The sequence below is a fragment of the Gottschalkia purinilytica genome, from assembly GCF_001190785.1.
GTDB lineage: Bacteria > Bacillota > Clostridia > Tissierellales > Gottschalkiaceae > Gottschalkia_A > Gottschalkia_A purinilytica.
In genome coordinates, this window is record NZ_LGSS01000005.1 from 1 (window position 1) to 18,926 (window position 18,926).

Consider the following 18,926-nt stretch of genomic DNA (forward strand, 5'->3'; position numbering starts at 1 on the left):
TAACAGTAGAAGCTACAGCAGCGGTAGCAGTAGCATCAGCTATCAATGTTGGTCAGGGAGGAATTTCATTACTTGCAGGAGATGGATGTTAATAATAAGATACTTGACAATATAGATTAATATATTTGTTAAAGATAAAAAAAGGAACTATACCTAGGTATAGTTCCTAATAAAATTTTTAAAAAAGGGAGTATGTAAAGTGTCGAGATGCTGTGGGAACTTCTGCAATTTTGGTGAAGAGGTATCATGTTGCAGGTCATGTTGTAGACAAGACTGTTGTAGAACTAGTGAAACTATATTTGAGTGTAACCCTATCACAGGAGCAATGGGTGTACCAGTCATTGCTATAGGTAGTGTGGTAACTCCTACAACAATAGGAACTATAACAGCAGATTTAAGTTGTATGTCAGTAGGCTGTGTAAATATACAGTTTACAACACTAATAACGTTTACAGGGATTATTGCTATAGGAACAGTAATAACATTTAGAGTATTTAGACGTTGTTCAAATGATTCTCAAGAAGTCGAAGTAGATTCATTACAATTAACACAGACAGTCTTAGGTGTAGTAGGAACTACAATACCAGTTAGTCATTCAGTATGTGATTGTGGTCTTTGTGCTTCACGATGTTGCACATATAGAGTAACAGTAGAAGCTACAGCAACATTAGCATTAGCATCAGGATTCAATGTTAGTGGTGGAGCTATTACACTAATAGCAGGAAGTAGATGTTAATAGAAAACTTTAGAAAAGCATCTTTAATCTAAGATCTTTGAAAATTGATAACAAGTAAAATTATGTTGAATAATCCTTATTGAAATTTTTGGAAAAGAAAAATAGAATCTGTTAGATCATGATAAGAATTACTTAAACTGTAGTTTAAGTAATTCTTATCATGATTATATAAGTATCATATATAAAACATGAAATAGTAATCCAACAAAAGAAAATGAATATAAACTCTAAATAGAATGTAAATATATAAATTGTAAATATCAACATTGTAATTACCTTAGAGAAATACTATTGTAACAAGTATGAAATTTACTACTTATAAGAAATGCGTGTTGATAAAATACCTAACGATATTGAAATTTTGCTAGGAAGGAGGTTAGAATATGTCAGATGACTATAAAAGACCTGTATATAAAACAAAGAAAGAGAAAATTGAACAAGACAATAAACATGGACTTTCAATAGAATGTGATGAGCATAAATATAATAAGTGTTTTAAAAAAACAGAATGTTGTGAAAAGATAGACTGCAATCCTGAAAAAATTAAATTTAAATGTAGTAATCTTACAGGAACGACTGGAATAAACGTCATCGATATAAATGACGCTACTCTTCAAACTCCTATGACTATAGGAACTATATCAGTAACAGACTTATGTTGTTTTAAAAGGCCATGTGTACAGCTAAATGTTTCAGCTGTAATTGTAACAATTAGTTTTATTAGTATTAACACAACAGTAATATTTAGAGTATTTAGACGTTGTGATAATGGTAGTGAAACAGAAGTACAATCATTTAATGTATCTTTAGGAGATATAGCTACTATTCCGTTAGCTTCAACCCCAGTTTCTTTTACGATTTGTGATAATATTGCATGTTCTTCGAACTGTTGCACGTATAGAGTAACAGTAGAAGCTATAGGACCATTTCCAATTGCAATGGCTCTTACTGTTAGTCAAGGAGGAATCTCACTAATAGCAAGGGAGTGTGATAATGAATGTAATAATCATAAACATCAATATTTCGAAGAAGTAGATTGTAAGCCTGAAAAAATTAAATTCAGATGTAACAGTCTTATAGGAGCAAGTAGTATAAATGCTCCTAGCATATTCGAAGCTACTATACCTACTCCAATAACTATAGGAACTATAAGAGTTACAGAATTAAGTTGCTTTAAAAAATCATGTGTACAGTTAAAAATTTCATTTATAATTACAGCTTTGTTGACTACTGGGATTTCAATACTAGCAACATTAAGGGTATTTAGACGCTGTGATAATGGTAGTGAAACAGAAGTAAGAGCATTTAACTTAGTAACAATTCTTCTTCCGGGATCTTCATTTCCAGTTGATCTTTTAGTTTGTGATTTTATTGAATGTTGTTCAAATTGTTGCACATATAGAGTAACACTAGAAGCTAAAGGGGATGTAGGAGCTTCATCAGCTTTTGAAGTTGGCCAAGGAGGAATCTCATTAATAGCAGGAGAATGCGATGTAGACTGTGAACCTGAAAAAAATAAATTTAGATGTAATAGTCTTATAGGAACAACTGGCATAAATGCTATTCCTATTGATGGAGATTTACCTGTTATTCCAGTTCCAACAACTATAGGAACTATATCAGTAACAGACTTGGATTGCTTTAAAAAGACATGTGTACAGTTAGAGATTTCGGCTATAATTATAGCTTCTGCTTCAGAGATTCCACCTGGCACAGTAATAACATTTAGAGTATTTAGACGTTGTGATAATGGTAGTGAAACAGAAGTGCAATCAATTAATCTACCTATATTATCAGTTATTGCTCCAGGATCTTCAATTCCAGTTGCTTTTGTAGTTTGTGATCATATTGAATGTTGTTCAAAATGTTGCACATATAGAATAACAATAGAAGCTATAAATCCTCCAGAAACAGAAACACCATTTTTTGATGTTGTTCAAGGAGGGATTTCACTAATTGCAGGAGAATGCGATGATGAATGTTAATAAGAAAATTTCAAGAATATATATTTAATCTAAGCTTAAAAAAATAACAAGTGAAATTATATTGAATAATTCTCATTGAAACTTTTAAAGAAGAAAAATAGAATATGTCAGATAATAATAAGAATTACTTAAACTATAGTTTAAGTAATTCTTATTATACAAGTAGCATATATAAAACATGAAATATTAACCTAAAAAAGAAAATGAATAAATGAATATTGATTTCCAATAGAATGTAAATATAATAAACATTAATATTATAAGTAACTTAGAAAAATATTATACAGAAATACAAATGTTTAACTTACCTTAAATATCATCAACTATTCTTTCATGAATTTTAATTCCAGTTGCCTTTATATTTTATTACTCCAATGAATATTTTCAAACTACTATATTTATAGAATAAAAGGAAAAACTATAGAATTATTACCCATTCTATCAATTCTAAGAATTTTCAATATTAACAAGTATCAAATTCACTACTTGCTAAGAAATAAGTATTAATAAAGTACCTAAAGATATTGAAATTTTGTTAGGAAGAAGGTTAGGATATGTCAGATAATTATAATGCTATAATACAAGTGGTTCTTATGATAATTATAGAAGATCTGTACATAAAACAAAGAAAGAGAAAACTAAACAAGATAAAGAACATTGGGTTCCAGTAGATTGTGAAAAAATCAGAAATATCTAGTTTAATACTGATTATTATCAATTGCTGAATTGTCATGCTAATATATTATTTCTTGATGTATAATAACATATTTAAATACAAATGGTGTGAGTTTTTCGTCCATAATTTAAAAAACTATGTTTTGACACATGTGATTTAGCGTTATTTAGAGTATTAAAAATTGTTATAATGGAGAAATAGATTCTTTATATCACAAAAAGCTTCTTAAAACTATTTTAAAAGTTTTTTTAATTTTTAAATATATTTTTTATACCTATATATATTTATGATGATAATATAAGTATATAAGTAGATTAAAGAAGTAAAATATACTAAAGTTATGGTAATAATACTATATACTAAAGAGTTAATATTGAGAGGTGTAATATCTTATGGAAATATTCGGGAGAAAGCATAGAAATATAAAAAGATATAGAGAAATATTATATGTGTTATCAAAATATGGTTTTACGATGTTAGTAGAGCAGATAAATATAGATAGTCCTATTAGAAGTTTATTTTTTACAAAGATATTAAGAGTAAGTAAAAAGTATACAAGAGGTCAAAGAATAAGGATGGCTTTAGAAGAATTAGGACCTACATTTGTGAAATTAGGACAAATATTAAGTACAAGATATGACTTATTGCCAGAAGATATAGTTGAAGAGCTTATGTATCTACAAGATAAGGTAAAAGAATTTAGCTTTGAAACTGCAAAAGAAATTTTTTATGATGAAACCGGAAAAACAATAGATGAAGTTTTTGAAATTTTTGATCAAAAACCTATTGCCGCAGCATCTATAGGTCAAGTATATAGAGGAACTTTAAAAAATAAAGAAAATGTTGTAATCAAGATTCAAAGACCAAATATAGCTAAAATAATAAAAAAAGATATGGAAGTTTTACATAGTATGGCACATATCGTAGATGAAAGATTTAATAAAACAGGAATGATAAGAGCTGTGGATATAATAAGAGAGCTTTCATATTCAATACACAAAGAGCTAGATTACACATATGAGGCTCAAAATGCACACAAATTTGGAGAAAATTTTAAAGATAATAAAAATGCCGTGATTCCTAAAATATATTGGGATTATACTACTAAAAGAGTAGTTGTTATGGAAGAAATTAAAGGAATAAAAATAAGTGATATAGAGGAGATAGAAAGAAGAAATTGGGATAAAAGTAAAATAGGAAAAATAGGAGCAAGTCTCTTTATGGAGCAAGTTTTTATACATGGTTTATTTCATGGAGATCCTCATCCAGGGAATATATTGATAGTTGATAAAGAAAAAATAGGCTTTATAGATTTTGGAATAGTAGGATATATGGATGACGGTATGCTTAGCTTCATTATATCTCTTCTTAAATCTAGCCAAGAAAAAGACGTAAATAAAATAGTAGATACTCTTTTTAAGGTGGATGCTATTACTACAGAAACTGATGAATTAGATTTAAGAAAGGATATATATTATATCATAACATACTATTTTGACTTGCCTATCAATAGAATAAATTTTGGAGAAGCTCTCAATGAGATATTGTTAATATCTTATAAACATAAACTTAAGATACCGTCTCAGCTTACACTTTTAATAAAATCTCTAATAACAATAGAAGGTACATCTAGAAAGCTTGATCCTAATTTTAGTTTTTCTGAAATATCTGAGGAAACAATAAGGGAGATAAGTAAGAAAAAATTAAAATTAAATAAAGGTCTTATGAAAGCATCAAAAATATCATTTGAAATATATGAGGGACTTAAAGATTTACCTAGACAGATAAATACTATACTAAGTAAAATAGAAAAAAATCAGATAAAGATAACCATGAAACAAGAGGGACTTAAACAACTAGAAGAAGAAGTAAACAACATGACTACAAGAACATCTTTAAGTATTTTGACAGCAGCTATAATAGTAGGGTCTTCAATAGTTATTCATTCTGATATAAACCCTAAAATATATGGTATATCTGCTTTTGGAATAGTGGGATATTTAGGAGGAGTAGTTTTAGGTTTTGGACTTTTATTATCAATATTATTAGAAAGAAAAAAGAACAAATAATAGAACAATATATTTCAGAGATTATTCAATGAGGTACATGATATTTATTGAATAGAAAATTACTATAAGATATAATGTAATTATATTTTCATTAAGGGAGAAAGTTCAATGATAGAACTAAATAAAATAGTAAAAGTATTAAGATGTGAAGAAGAAGAAATAGATAGGATACATAAAGAACTTAATATTTCAAAGCTAGCTTCTAGAGTTCTTCTAAATAGAGGACTTAAGGATATTGAAAAATGCAAAATATTTTTAGAGCCGGATATAAAGGATTTTCATGATCCTTTTTTATTAAATGATATGGATAAAGCTAGTGAAAGAATTATAGAGGCTTTAGAAAATAATGAAAATATTTGGATATATGGAGATTATGATGTAGATGGTATTACTAGTACATCTATACTAAAAATATTTTTTTCTGATATAGAATACGAAATAGATTATTATATACCATATAGAATGTCGGAAGGGTATGGACTTAATAAGGAAGCCATAGATCACATAAAGGAAAATGGAGGAAATCTTATAATTACTGTAGACTGTGGGATAACTTCATTTGATGTAGTAGATTATTGTAATAGTTTAGGAATAGATATAATAATAACAGATCATCATACATGTCAAGAAAACATACCAAATGCGATAGCAGTGATAAATCCTAACAGAAAAGATAGTTCTTATCCATTTAATAAATTAGCCGGAGTAGGAGTAGCATTAAAACTTGTACAAGCGTTATCAATTAAGTTAGCAAAAGATATAAATTATAACGAAATACTTCCTATAGCTGCTATAGGAACTGTAGCAGATGTTGTTTCTTTAACAGGAGAAAATAGAATAATAGTAAAAAGTGGTCTAGATATTATACATGAAACTAATAATTTAGGCATAAGAGCATTGATAGAAACTACAGGTCTTAAAAATAAGAAAATATCTAGTGGACATATTGGATTTGTAATAGGTCCAAGAATAAACGCAACAGGAAGAATAGGATTTGCTAAATATGGCGTAGAACTTTTTATATCCAAAGATTATAATGAAGCTTTGAATATTTCTAAAAAATTAGACGAAGAAAATACAAAAAGGCAGATTATAGAAAAAAATATACTTGATGAAGCCGAAGAGCTGATTAAAAGAGAAATAAACTTAGAAAAAGATAAGATAATAGTTCTTGCATCTGAAAACTGGCATATGGGAGTAATCGGAATAGTATCTTCTAGAATAACTGAAAAATATGGGAAACCTTCAGTTTTGATTTCTATTGAAGGTGGAGAAGGTAGAGGTTCAGCTAGGAGTATTCCTACATTTAATATTTATGAAGGATTATCAGGATGTGAAGATCTTCTTTTAAAGTTTGGAGGGCACAGTCAAGCAGCAGGACTATCAATAGAAGAAGAAAATATTAAGGAATTTAGAAAGAGAATAAATAGTATAGCAAATGATTTACTTAGTGATATTGACATGATTCCTGAGATAATAGTAGATGGAGAACTAGAAAAAAAAGAAATATCCATTAAAACTGTAAATGAATTAAAGCTTTTAGAACCCTTTGGGATAGAGAACTCTACTCCTATATTTTTATATAAAGGAGTAAATATAAAGTATATAAGAACTGTAGGAAAAGATAGTAATCATTTAAAAATGACTGTAGAAAAAGACGGATTGATAAGCGAATGTATAGGATTTAATATGGGATATTATATAGAAAATATATCTATCAATGATGTAATTGATCTAGTTGTCAATTTAGATATTAATGATTTTCAAAATAAACTAAGTGTTCAACTTAATATAAAAGATATTATAATTCCATATGATATAGAAGATTTAAATGAAGAATTCTATAATAAATTAGAATGTGAAAATCCTTCAAATGTACACTTTGATAACCAGATAAAAGTTGATAAAATTGAAATATTAGACAAGGAACTAAGAAGAGAAAAAGTGATAAAATATATAAAAAATGAAAATAATACGCTAATTATAGTGAACAACTATATTAATTTTATAGAAATAATAAATGATATAAGATTTGAAGGCAGAGATTTAATAAAAAAGACATTTATTAGTTATTTAAATTTAGATAATGAGAATAACAATTCTATACTACTTAATCCAAATGTAGAAGATATAGATTTTAGAAAATATGAAAATATAATTTTATATGATTTATGTTTTGATAAGGATTATCTTCATGAAATAGTGGTTAAGAGTAATGAAAAGCTTAAGATACTATTAACTGAAGAAGATTTAAAATTCAATAGAAAAATTGTTAAAAGTTTGGTTCCAGATATATCTGAAATAAGAACTATATACAAGTCCTTTGTTGGTAAAGGAGAAAAGCTTAAAATAGATATTGATAAATATATAATGAATATTAATGCTAGAAATGAATATAACCTAAATATAAGAAAGTTGCAAAATTCATTGGAAATTTTAAAACAAGCAATTCTTATTGATTATAAAATAGATGGAGGATATCTATACGTTATGATGTTAGAAAAACCGAAAAATAAAATAGATATACAGGCTCTTCCTAAATATAAAAGTGTAAATGAAATGTTAAATAAGATTTACGATGTTGAAAAGTACTTTAGTCAATATTATAACGCCTAGGAGGAATACTATGGATTTAAGAAATAAGATTAGAAGTGTACAAAACTTTCCGAAGGAAGGTATAGACTTTAAAGACATAACAACTCTTTTAAAGGATAAAGAAGCCTTTAAAGAATGTATAAAACAAATGGCTAATAAATTTAAAAATGAAAAAATAGATATTATAGTAGGAGCTGAAGCAAGAGGATTTATAATAGGTGCACCTTTAGCTTATGAACTTAATGCAGGATTTGTACCAGTTAGAAAGTTAGGAAAACTTCCATCAGATACTATAAAATATGAATATGAACTTGAATATGGTACGGATACTCTTGAAATGCATAAAGATGCCATATCAAAGGGAAATAGAGTTCTTATTGTTGATGATCTATTAGCTACAGGAGGAACTTCATATTCTGTGGCTAAAATGGTAGAGACTTTAGGTGGAGAAGTAGTAGGTTTTGATTTTCTTATAGAACTCGAATTTTTAAATGGAAGAGAAGTACTTAAAGGCTACAAAGTTGAATCAATAATAAAATATTAAATAAAATTTTATTAAATGGCTTTGAATTGAGCTGACTGTGGTATACTATATTTATATAATTTTAGGCATAAGTAGACTTTAGTGAGAGGTTGAGTAAATTGCTAGAAAAACTAATATCTAAGATAAAAGAATATAACCCCCAAGGAGATATAGGACAAGTAATAAAAGCTTATAAATATGCTGAAAAAGCTCACGAAGGACAATTAAGAAGGTCTGGGGAAGAGTATTTTATTCATCCATTTAATGTCGCTATGATACTAGCGGATCTTCATATGGACGTTGCTACTATCTCAGCAGGGCTTTTGCACGATGTTTTAGAAGATACAGATGTTACTTTTGAAGTTCTTGCTGATGAATTTAGTGAAGAAATTGCTAATTTAGTAGATGGAGTAACTAAATTAAAAAAACTTAAGTTTAGAACTAAAGAAGAAAACCAAGTTGAAAACTTAAGAAAAATGATAATAGCAATGTCAAAAGATATAAGAGTTATTATTATAAAATTAGCTGACAGACTGCATAACGCTAGGACTCTTGACTATATGCCAGAGGCTAAGCGAAAAGAAAAAGCTTTAGAAACATTAGAAATATATGCACCTATAGCTCATAGACTTGGAATTTCTAAAATAAAATGGGAACTGGAAGATATTGCTTTAAGATATATAGATCCTGAAGGGTATTATGAATTGGTAGAAAAAGTATCTAAAAAAAGAAAAGAAAGAGAAGCTTATATAAATAACTTGATAAAGGTATTAAAAGATAAGCTGGATGAAATGGAAATAACTAGTGAAATAAGTGGGCGTCCAAAACATTTCTATAGTATATATAGAAAAATGGTATATCAAAACAAAAATTTCGAGCAGATATTTGATTTAACTGCGATAAGAGTTATAGTAGACAATGTTAAAGATTGTTATGGTGTATTAGGAATAGTCCATACACTATGGAAGCCAATACCAGGAAGATTTAAGGACTATATAGCAGTTCCTAAACCAAATATGTATCAATCTCTCCATACAACTGTTATAGGACCAAGAGGGGAACCTTTTGAAATTCAAATTAGAACTTTTGAAATGCACAAAATAGCTGAATATGGTATAGCAGCTCATTGGAAGTATAAAGAGGGAGTAGATAAGAGTACTGATTTTGAAAATAAGCTTTCATGGCTTAGACAACTATTAGAATGGCAAAAAGATTTAAAAGATCCTAAAGAGTTTATGGAATCATTAAAAATAGACTTTTTTAATGATGAAGTATTTGTGTTTACTCCTAAGGGAGATGTAATTAATTTGCCAGCAGGATCTACTCCTATAGATTTTGCTTATAGAGTTCATACGGCAGTAGGAAATAATTGTGTTGGAGCAAAAGTTGACGGAAGAATAGTACCTATAGATTTTAAAATAAAAAATGGAAATATAATAGAGATATTAACATCGCCTAATAGTGCGGGACCAAGTAGAGACTGGTTAAAGCTAGTAAAAAGTAGTCAAGCGAAAGCTAAAATAAAGCAATGGTTCAAAAAAGAAGAGCGTGATCAAAATTTAAATAAAGGAAAAGAGTTATTAGAGAAAGAGGTTAAAAGACAAGGATTTAAACTAACTGAAATACTAAAAGAAGATTGGTTAAAACAAATAAGCAAAAAACTAAGCTTTAACAATATAGATGATTTATATGCAGCTCTAGGATATGGAAGTATAACTCTATCACAGGTTACAACAAGACTTAAAGAATTTTATCGAGAATACTATGATATTAAGACAGAACCTAAAGAAGAAATAAGTCATCATGTTAACGAAAAGAAATCTCGTACACCTAATCAAGGTGTAAGTATAAAAGGAATAGATAATATTAAAGTTAGATTTTCAAGATGCTGTAGTCCTGTTCCTGGAGATGACATAGTGGGGTATGTTACCAGAGGTAGAGGAGTTTCTGTTCATAGAAGAGACTGTCCAAATATTGCTGAACTTAATATAAATGAAAGGTTCATTGATGTTGAATGGGCTTCTGACAAGAAAACATCTTATAATGCAGAAATACAAATTAAGGCTACTGACAGAACAGGACTTTTAACAGAAATAACACAGCTTTTGACAGATGCAAAATTGTCAGTAAATTCTTTAAATGCAAGAACAAGTAAAGAAAGAATAATAATTATAAACATGACACTTGAAATAAAAGATGTTGAGCAATTAACTAATCTTATGAGAAAGATAAAAGCATTAAGTGGAGTAATAGACGTATACAGGGTAATCACCTAAGAGGAGTGAAAATATGAGAGCGGTAGTACAAAGAGTTTCTGAGGCTAAGGTTACAGTAAATGATGAAATTGTAGGATCTATAAAAAAAGGGCTACTTGTTTTACTAGGAGTTGGAAATGAAGATAGTGAATCAGATGTAAAATATTTAAGTGATAAAATTTCAAATTTAAGAATATTTGAAGATGAAAATGAAAAGATGAATTTATCATTGATAGATATTAAGGGAGAACTTTTGATAGTGTCTCAATTCACATTATTTGGTGATGTTAGAAAGGGAAAAAGGCCAAACTTTACTAATGCGGCTCATCCTAAAATGGCTGAAGAATTATATTTAGACTTTATAGAAAAATGTAAAAACTTAGGTCTGAATAAAGTTGATACAGGCATTTTTGGGGCAAATATGGATGTTAGTTTAGTAAATGATGGACCAGTAACAATATTGTTAGATAGTAATAAAGGATTCTAGGGGGGATTATGTGCTTTTAAAAAGGATGTCGTTAGGAGTATATGGAGCTAACTGTTATATAGTAACTTGTGAGGATAGTAAAGAATCAATAGTTGTAGATCCAGGTGGAGAAGCTGAAGATATTATAAAAGTGCTTGAAGAAAATGAATTTAAAATTAAATATATAGTTTTGACACATGGGCATGGAGATCATATAGCAGGTGTTCCAAAACTAAAAGAAGTATATGGATGTCCTATATTGATTCATAAGAATGATGAAGAGTTGCTTTTAGATCCTTCTAAAAATTTGTCTGCGTCTATGCCAATTGAAGAAGTTATAATTAATCCAGATAAACTTTTAGAAGATGGAGATATTATAGAATTTGGAAAAATTAAAGTTGAAGTAATCCATACACCAGGACATACTCAAGGATGCATATGTTTGAAAATAGACAAAGATATTCTAACAGGAGATACTTTGTTTAAAGGTTCAGTTGGAAGAACTGATCTGTATGGAAGTTCTAATGATATTATAAATTCTATAAAAACTAAACTATTAAAATATGAAGGAAATACTCTGATACATCCAGGCCATGGTATATCTACAACTATAGGAGAAGAAAAATTAACAAATCCTTTTTTAAGATAATATAGAATACTCTTAGAGATATGAGGCAAAATAATGGAAAATATCTTTAGGAGGGTTTTTTATGAAAGGCTTCCATAGGAATAATGAAGAGTATTATGAGGAGCAAGTAAGGGATTTAGAGATAAACGATTTGATTCTCTTAAAAAATAAAGGACTAAAAGACAAAGAAATGGCTGAAGAATTAGGTATTCCTAAGTCATACATAGATGAATTACTAGAGCAACATAGAAGAGATTTTTAAGGGGATTTTATTATGATATATGTTTATTTAAATGGACATGATTTTAAATATGAAGTTAATGCATTGTTAAAATTATTTTATTTTAATGAAGAAATTAACTTTATAGATGAAAAGGCTTTGGTAGATAACCAAAGCCTTTTCATAGAAAATATATTAGGAATTAAAAACAATAACTATTATATAGAAACTAAAATAGTGAAGAACAATGAATGTATAAGTCAAACGTTAATAAATAATATAGATTTAATAGATATTAAAGTTAATGATACTAAGAAAATAATAAAGACAGGAATAAAGACAAGTATATTCGATGCTTTAACAAAAATAACTAATGTTAAAGTTCCTTGGGGTATACTTACAGGTATAAGGCCTACAAAAATAGTACATGATCTTATTTTTAAAGGTTATGATAAGAACGAAATAAAAAATGTATTGTTGAATCAATATAAGCTTAATTCTGAAAAGGCAAATTTGATTATAGATATTGCCGAGGTAGAAAAAGATATTATATTCCCTATAGATGAAAATAAATTTAGCTTGTATGTAAGTATTCCTTTTTGTCCTACTAGATGTTTGTATTGTTCATTTCCTTCTAATTCTACAGATAAATATGGAAAGCTGATAGATGCATATACTGAAAAATTACTATATGAAATAGAAGGACTATCTAAAATCATTAAAAACAAAACAATAAATACGGTATATATAGGTGGAGGAACACCTACAGCTATTCCACCTAAAAATCTTGATAAGATTATAAATAAAATATATGAGTGTTTTGGAGAAAAATATATTAAAGAGTTTACAGTAGAGGCTGGTAGACCAGATACTGTAAATAGAGAAATGCTTAATATGCTTAAGTCAAATAACATAAAAAGAATAAGCATAAATCCACAGACTATGAATGACAGTACGTTAAGATTAATAGGAAGAGATCATAAGACAGAAGAAATTATAACTTCCTATAACTTAGCTAAAGATATAGGTTTTGAAGTTATAAATATGGACTTAATAGTTGGATTACCAGGTGAAGGATTAAAAGAAATAGAATATACTATGAGAGAAATAGAAAAGCTAAAGCCTGAAAATCTTACTGTTCACACTATGGCAATAAAAAGAGCTTCAAAGCTTAAAGAAAGCATAGACAATTATAGCTTAGGCCAACAAGCTATCATAGAAGAAATGTTGAATATTACCAAGTATTATGCTAAAAAAATGGGAATGATACCATACTATATGTATAGACAAAAACAAATACTTGGCAACTTTGAAAATGTAGGATATACAACACCCCAAAATGAATGTATATATAATATTTTAATAATGGAAGAAAAGCAAAGTATAATGGCAGTAGGAGCTGGAGGAACATCAAAGATATATTTTCCAAAAGAAGATAGACTAGAAAGAGTTCCTAATGTTAAAAGCTTAGAGGAGTATATAAAAAGAGTAGATGAGATGATAGAAAGAAAGTCTAAGTATATCTAAATGTTGACATAAATTGATACATCAATTATAATATAAAAAATGTAAAAGACAATATAAATACTATGAAGAGAAAAAGTAACTAAATCACTTGATTATAGAGAGTCAGAGATGGTGGAAATCTGATATCAATACTTAGTGAACACATCTTGGAGTAGATAGGCTGAAGTTTATAGTAGGTTTATACGTTTGTCTGCGTTAAAGACTTAGAGTGGGATAAGCATTTAATTATTTTTTGTATATCCAAAAAGGGTGGCACCACGGGAAAATAATACACTTCTCGTCCCTATAATATTTATAGGAACGGAAGTGTTTTTTTATGTACATAGATAGTCAAATTAGTTATATAAAGTATTAAAGATAAATAAAAAATGTAAGGAGGTCTATTTATGTTAACAAAAGCACCTAGAGGAACAAATGATATATTACCTTCACAATCATATAAATGGCAGTATATAGAGAAAGTATTTATAGATGTTTGCAATAACTTTGGATATAAAGAAGTAAGAACTCCAGTATTTGAGCATACTGAGTTATTTGAAAGAGGAGTAGGAGAAACTACAGATGTTGTACAAAAAGAAATGTATACTTTTGAAGATAAGGGTGGAAGAAGTATAACATTGAAACCAGAAGGAACTTCTCCTGTAGTACGTTCATATATAGAAAATAAATTATACGCTGAACTTCAACCAGTAAAAATGTGCTATATTACTCCTTGTTTTAGATATGAGAGACCGCAAGCAGGAAGGTTGAGAGCTTTTCACCAATTCGGGGCAGAAGTTTTTGGTAGTGAAGACGCTTCAATAGATGTTGAGATTATGACTCTTATATCGACTTTCTTTAAAACATTAGGACTTAAAAACATAGAATTACACATAAACAGCATAGGCTGTCCTAAATGTAGAGAAAGATACAATAATATATTAAAGGAATATCTTTCATCTAAAATAGAAAGTCTTTGTGATACTTGTAAATCTAGATATGAAAAGAATCCTATGAGGATACTTGATTGTAAAAATGAAGATTGCAAAGAAAAAACATCAGATGCACCAGTTATGATAGATAACTTGTGTGAGGAATGTTATCAACATTTTGAAAAAGTAAAAGAGTATTTAAGTATAGCTAATATAGATTATATTGTGGATTCTAAAATAGTAAGAGGTTTAGATTATTACACAAAAACGGCTTTTGAATTTATATCTAATGATATAGGCGCTCAAGGAACAGTTAGTGGTGGAGGAAGGTATGATGGTCTCGTAGAGGAGTTAGGAGGATCACATACACCCGCTGTTGGATTTGGCATGGGGGTTGAAAGATTACTTTTAACACTAGAAAGTAATGGAATAGAAATTCCTAAAGAAAATCAAATAGATATTTTTATAGTATCAATCGGAGAAAAAGCTGATAAAGAAGCATTTAGACTATTATCAGAGTTAAGATCAAATGGAATATCAGGAGATAAAGACTACTTAGGAAGAAGTATAAAAGCACAATTTAAATATTCCAACAAAATAAATGCAAAGTATACTGTAGTTATAGGAGAAGACGAAATAGAGAAAGGCATAGTTACACTTAAAGATATGAACAATGGTGAACAAGAAGAAATTAAAATAAATGAACTAATAGAAAAGTTAAGTATTAAAACTAGGGGGTAAAAAAATGTCAGAAAGTATGGGCAATTTAAGAAGAACGCATATGTGTGGTACATTAAGATTAGAAAATGAAGGACAAGAAGTTGTACTTATGGGCTGGGTACAAAAAAGAAGAAATTTAGGTTCTTTAATATTTGTTGACTTAAGAGATACAACAGGAATAGTTCAAGTTGTATTTGATAGTCATGTGTCTCAAGAAGCTTTTGATAAAGGAGATAAATTAAGAGGAGAGTACGTTATAGCAGTTAGAGGAAAAGTACACAAGAGACAATCTATAAATAGTGAATTACCAACTGGAGAGATTGAAATATTCGTTGAAGAATTAAAAATATTAAACGAAGCACAGACTCCTCCTATTTATATAAAAGATGACGATGATGTTTCAGAAGCTATGCGTTTAAAATATAGATATCTTGATTTAAGAAAATCTTCAATGCAAAATAAATTAAAAATCAGACATAAAGCTACTAGAATAGTAAGAGAGTTTTTAGATGAAAATGACTTCATAGAAGTGGAAACTCCTATACTTACAAAACCAACACCAGAGGGAGCAAGAGACTATTTAGTACCTAGTAGAGTAAATCCAGAGAAGTTTTATGCACTACCTCAATCACCTCAAACATTAAAACAATTACTTATGGTAGCTGGTATGGACAAATATTATCAAATTACTAAATGCTTTAGAGATGAAGATTTAAGGGCTAATAGACAACCTGAATTTACACAAATAGATATAGAAATGTCTTTTGTTGATATTGAAGATATAATAAGTATAAATGAAAAGCTTATACAAAAAATATTTAAAGACATAAAAAATGTTGATATACAACTTCCTATTAAGAGAATGACATATGAAGAAGCTATGGAGAGATTTGGTTCAGATAAACCAGACTTGAGGTTTGGATTTGAACTAAAAAATATTGGAGACATAGTAGAAAACAGTGAATTCAAAGTATTTAGTGACAATATCAAGAATGGTGGAGAAGTAAGAGCTATAAATATTGATGGATATGGAAATGAATTTACTAGAAAAAGCATATCTAAATTAGAAGACTTTGCAAAGACTCATGGAGCGAAAGGTTTAGCTTGGATAAAAATATCAGAAGAAGGAGTAACATCTCCTATAGCTAAGTTTTTAACAGAAGAAGAGTTAAATAGAATAATAGAAAGAATGAATGGAAAAGAAGGAGACTTAATACTTATAGTATCTGATAAGTCTTCAGTGGTATTTAATGCATTGGGAAGTTTAAGAATAGAAGTTGCTAATAAGCTAAATATAATAGATAAAGATGAGTTTAATCTAGTATGGATAACAGAATTCCCATTGTTTGAATATGACGACGAAGAAGATAGATATGTCGCTAAACACCATCCATTTACACATCCAGTAGATGAAGACATTGAACTTTTAGAAACAGCTCCAGAAAAAGTAAGAGCTAAAGCTTACGATATTGTTATAAATGGAGATGAAATAGGCGGAGGAAGTATAAGAATAAATAATTCAGAATTACAGGAAAAGATGTTTAAGGCATTAGGATTTAGCATGGAAGAGGCCTGGGATAAATTTGGATTTTTATTAGAAGGTTTTAAATATGGAGTACCGCCTCATGGAGGAATTGCATATGGATTTGATAGACTTGTAATGTTACTTACAGATAGTGATAATATAAGAGATGTTATAGCTTTTCCTAAGACACAAAGTGCTACATGTTTACTTACAGAGGCTCCAACATCAGTTACAGAAAAACAATTAGATGAAATTCATATAAAATTAATGGGAAATAAAGATGTAGAAAAATAAAAAAGTAAAAAGTTAGAGCTTAAAAACTCTAACTTTTTGCTTTAATATATTTATTATTAGAGATGAAAATTAATTTCTAATTTTTTTGGATTTGACAAAATAAAAGAAAATAAATCTATAAATTCTACAAAAAAGATTTAAAAATGACAATATAATTCAAATATTTAATAGTTATTAAAAAAATTAATTAATTTTTAAAATATGTTTGTAGAAATTTAACAAAAGAAAAATATAGAATTATTAATATAATTAATATAATAAAATAAATACCATTATTCCTATCTAATTGATATATATTTAAAATTATGGTATCATTTTTGACTATATTATGATGGAAGGTTTATCTTTTTAGATATATAATGAAAATAAGATTATACTTGTATAAATATTTTCATAAAAATTACATTGTATATTATAGATTTCATATTTTAAATTTTTATTGCTTATAATATGAGTAAAAATAACTAAATCAACGTAACTTAAAAACTAAATGATTTATACATTCAACATAGAGCATAAAAATTAGCAAAAGAGGAGCGTTAGAACTATGTTACATTCATTTTCAAGAACAGAGATGCTTATAGGGACTGAAGCTTTAACAAAACTACAGAATAGTAGAATTGGAATTTTTGGAATAGGTGGAGTAGGAACTTTTGCTGTTGAAGCATTAGCTAGATCAGGAGTAGGACAGTTCGTTTTAGTAGACGATGATGACATATGTCTGACAAATATCAATAGACAGATACATGCTACTAGAAAGACTGTAGGAAAATCTAAAGTAGAAGTGATGAAGGAAAGAATACTAGATATTAATCCAAAATCAGAAGTTATAACATTTAAAGAACTGTATAATGAAGAAACATCAGACAAACTTTTAGCATATGATTATAACTATATTATAGATGCTATAGATATGGTTTCTTCAAAATTAGATTTAATTGAAAAATGTAAGAATAGAAATATTCCAATAATAAGTGCTATGGGAGCCGGAAATAAATTAAATCCAACTATGCTTGAAGTAGCAGATATATATGAAACAACTATATGTCCACTAGCTAAGGTTATGAGAAGAGAGTTAAGAAGAAGAAATATAGATAGTTTAAAAGTAGTTTATTCTAAAGAAAAGCCTATAAAGCCTAAAGAATTAGATGGTGGTTGTAAAACAAACTGTATATGTCCTAATAAAGATGCAAGAACATGTGTTGAAAGAAGACAAATTCCAGGAAGTGTTTCATTTGTGCCATCAGTGTCAGGATTAATAATAGCTTCAGAGGTTATAAAAGATATAATAAAAGATGTATCCGATATAGAGAGATAGTAAATATAATTTACGAGAGGAGATGTATTTTTTATGGAACAAACCGGATATGTATATAAAACTGATGATAAGACGGCAGGAATCATTGTAAAAAGAGTATCCGCATGTGGTGATAGTTGTGCATCATGTTCATCTGACTGTAGTACATCAAATATAACTATAAGCATAGAAAATACTTTAGATGCTAAAGTAGGAGATTATATTAAAATAAGAACTAGAACAAAATCTGTATTAAAATCAATTTTTATAGCTTACTTTATTCCACTAGCTTTAATGGTTATAGGTGTTTTTTTAGGAGTTAGTCTATTTAAAAATTTAGGATTTAAAGAATATGAATCATTAGGATTTTTAATGGGTATAATTTTTCTTGGAATAAGTTATGTACTTTTAAGAATAATAGATAAAAAAATCTCTAAGAATAGCAATAAAACATTTGAAATGATTGAGATTCTTAGAGATAAAAAATAAAATATTTATT

Annotated in this window: 14 protein-coding genes and 1 other annotated feature; all 14 genes read left to right on the forward strand. The window is 28.2% G+C overall.

The genetic code is table 11. The features are described 5' to 3' along the window. Positions 1–199 precede the first annotated feature (199 nt). The 14 genes from CLPU_RS06225 (at position 200) to CLPU_RS06290 (ending at position 18,916) form a co-directional block, all read left to right on the forward strand. A complete protein-coding gene (locus CLPU_RS06225) occupies positions 200–736 on the forward strand; it encodes a DUF4489 domain-containing protein (protein ID WP_050354800.1) in 537 nt (178 codons plus the stop codon). A 383-nt stretch (positions 737–1,119) separates the two neighbouring features. Then, a complete protein-coding gene (locus CLPU_RS06230) occupies positions 1,120–2,721 on the forward strand; it encodes a DUF4489 domain-containing protein (RefSeq protein WP_050354801.1) in 1,602 nt (533 codons plus the stop codon). 1,068 nt (positions 2,722–3,789) lie between these two features. Next, entirely contained in the window at positions 3,790–5,466 is a 1,677-nt protein-coding gene (locus tag CLPU_RS06235; RefSeq protein WP_050354802.1) for an ABC1 kinase family protein, read from the forward strand. Between the two features lie 108 nt (positions 5,467–5,574). After that, positions 5,575–8,082, forward strand: coding sequence for a single-stranded-DNA-specific exonuclease RecJ (gene recJ, locus CLPU_RS06240; RefSeq protein ID WP_050354803.1), 2,508 nt, complete (start codon positions 5,575–5,577; stop codon positions 8,080–8,082). 10 nt (positions 8,083–8,092) lie between these two features. Beyond that, complete coding sequence (locus CLPU_RS06245; protein WP_050354804.1) at positions 8,093–8,605, forward strand: adenine phosphoribosyltransferase; 513 nt, start codon at positions 8,093–8,095, stop codon at positions 8,603–8,605. A gap of 98 nt (positions 8,606–8,703) precedes the next feature. After that, entirely contained in the window at positions 8,704–10,860 is a 2,157-nt protein-coding gene (locus CLPU_RS06250) for a RelA/SpoT family protein (protein WP_050354805.1), read from the forward strand. A gap of 13 nt (positions 10,861–10,873) precedes the next feature. Continuing rightward, positions 10,874–11,326, forward strand: a complete 453-nt coding sequence (dtd, locus tag CLPU_RS06255) for a D-aminoacyl-tRNA deacylase (RefSeq protein WP_050354806.1) — start codon at positions 10,874–10,876, stop codon at positions 11,324–11,326. Between the two features lie 10 nt (positions 11,327–11,336). Next, positions 11,337–11,954: an MBL fold metallo-hydrolase gene (locus CLPU_RS06260; protein WP_050354807.1), complete on the forward strand. Its 618-nt coding sequence runs from the start codon at positions 11,337–11,339 to the stop codon at positions 11,952–11,954. A 61-nt stretch (positions 11,955–12,015) separates the two neighbouring features. Next, positions 12,016–12,195, forward strand: a complete 180-nt coding sequence (locus tag CLPU_RS06265) for a hypothetical protein (protein WP_050354808.1) — start codon at positions 12,016–12,018, stop codon at positions 12,193–12,195. Positions 12,196–12,207: 12 nt separating this feature from the next. Further along, entirely contained in the window at positions 12,208–13,680 is a 1,473-nt protein-coding gene (hemZ, locus tag CLPU_RS06270) for a coproporphyrinogen dehydrogenase HemZ (RefSeq protein WP_050354809.1), read from the forward strand. 53 nt (positions 13,681–13,733) lie between these two features. Continuing rightward, positions 13,734–13,968, forward strand: a binding site (T-box leader). Between the two features lie 98 nt (positions 13,969–14,066). Continuing rightward, positions 14,067–15,332, forward strand: a complete 1,266-nt coding sequence (gene hisS / locus CLPU_RS06275) for a histidine--tRNA ligase (protein WP_050354810.1) — start codon at positions 14,067–14,069, stop codon at positions 15,330–15,332. A gap of 4 nt (positions 15,333–15,336) precedes the next feature. After that, positions 15,337–17,130 carry an aspartate--tRNA ligase gene (aspS, locus tag CLPU_RS06280; RefSeq protein WP_050354811.1) on the forward strand — a complete coding sequence of 598 codons (1,794 nt, stop codon included), beginning with the start codon at positions 15,337–15,339 and terminating at the stop codon, positions 17,128–17,130. Between the two features lie 547 nt (positions 17,131–17,677). Further along, positions 17,678–18,448 carry a tRNA threonylcarbamoyladenosine dehydratase gene (locus tag CLPU_RS06285; protein ID WP_050354812.1) on the forward strand — a complete coding sequence of 257 codons (771 nt, stop codon included), beginning with the start codon at positions 17,678–17,680 and terminating at the stop codon, positions 18,446–18,448. A 33-nt stretch (positions 18,449–18,481) separates the two neighbouring features. Beyond that, a complete protein-coding gene (locus CLPU_RS06290; protein ID WP_050354813.1) occupies positions 18,482–18,916 on the forward strand; it encodes a SoxR reducing system RseC family protein in 435 nt (144 codons plus the stop codon). The last annotated feature ends 10 nt before the right edge of the window (positions 18,917–18,926 follow it).

Excerpts from the sequence above, each read along its gene's own strand:
- CLPU_RS06290 (WP_050354813.1), top strand. The coding sequence starts at position 18,482 with ATGGAACAAACCGGATATGTATATAAAACTGATGATAAGACGGCAGGA.
- aspS (WP_050354811.1), top strand. The coding sequence starts at position 15,337 with ATGTCAGAAAGTATGGGCAATTTAAGAAGAACGCATATGTGTGGTACA.
- CLPU_RS06230 (WP_050354801.1), top strand. The coding sequence starts at position 1,120 with ATGTCAGATGACTATAAAAGACCTGTATATAAAACAAAGAAAGAGAAA.
- recJ (WP_050354803.1), top strand. The coding sequence starts at position 5,575 with ATGATAGAACTAAATAAAATAGTAAAAGTATTAAGATGTGAAGAAGAA.
- hemZ (WP_050354809.1), top strand. The coding sequence starts at position 12,208 with ATGATATATGTTTATTTAAATGGACATGATTTTAAATATGAAGTTAAT.
- CLPU_RS06235 (WP_050354802.1), top strand. The coding sequence starts at position 3,790 with ATGGAAATATTCGGGAGAAAGCATAGAAATATAAAAAGATATAGAGAA.
- hisS (WP_050354810.1), top strand. The coding sequence starts at position 14,067 with ATGTTAACAAAAGCACCTAGAGGAACAAATGATATATTACCTTCACAA.
- dtd (WP_050354806.1), top strand. The coding sequence starts at position 10,874 with ATGAGAGCGGTAGTACAAAGAGTTTCTGAGGCTAAGGTTACAGTAAAT.
- CLPU_RS06265 (WP_050354808.1), top strand. The coding sequence starts at position 12,016 with ATGAAAGGCTTCCATAGGAATAATGAAGAGTATTATGAGGAGCAAGTA.
- CLPU_RS06285 (WP_050354812.1), top strand. The coding sequence starts at position 17,678 with ATGTTACATTCATTTTCAAGAACAGAGATGCTTATAGGGACTGAAGCT.
- CLPU_RS06245 (WP_050354804.1), top strand. The coding sequence starts at position 8,093 with ATGGATTTAAGAAATAAGATTAGAAGTGTACAAAACTTTCCGAAGGAA.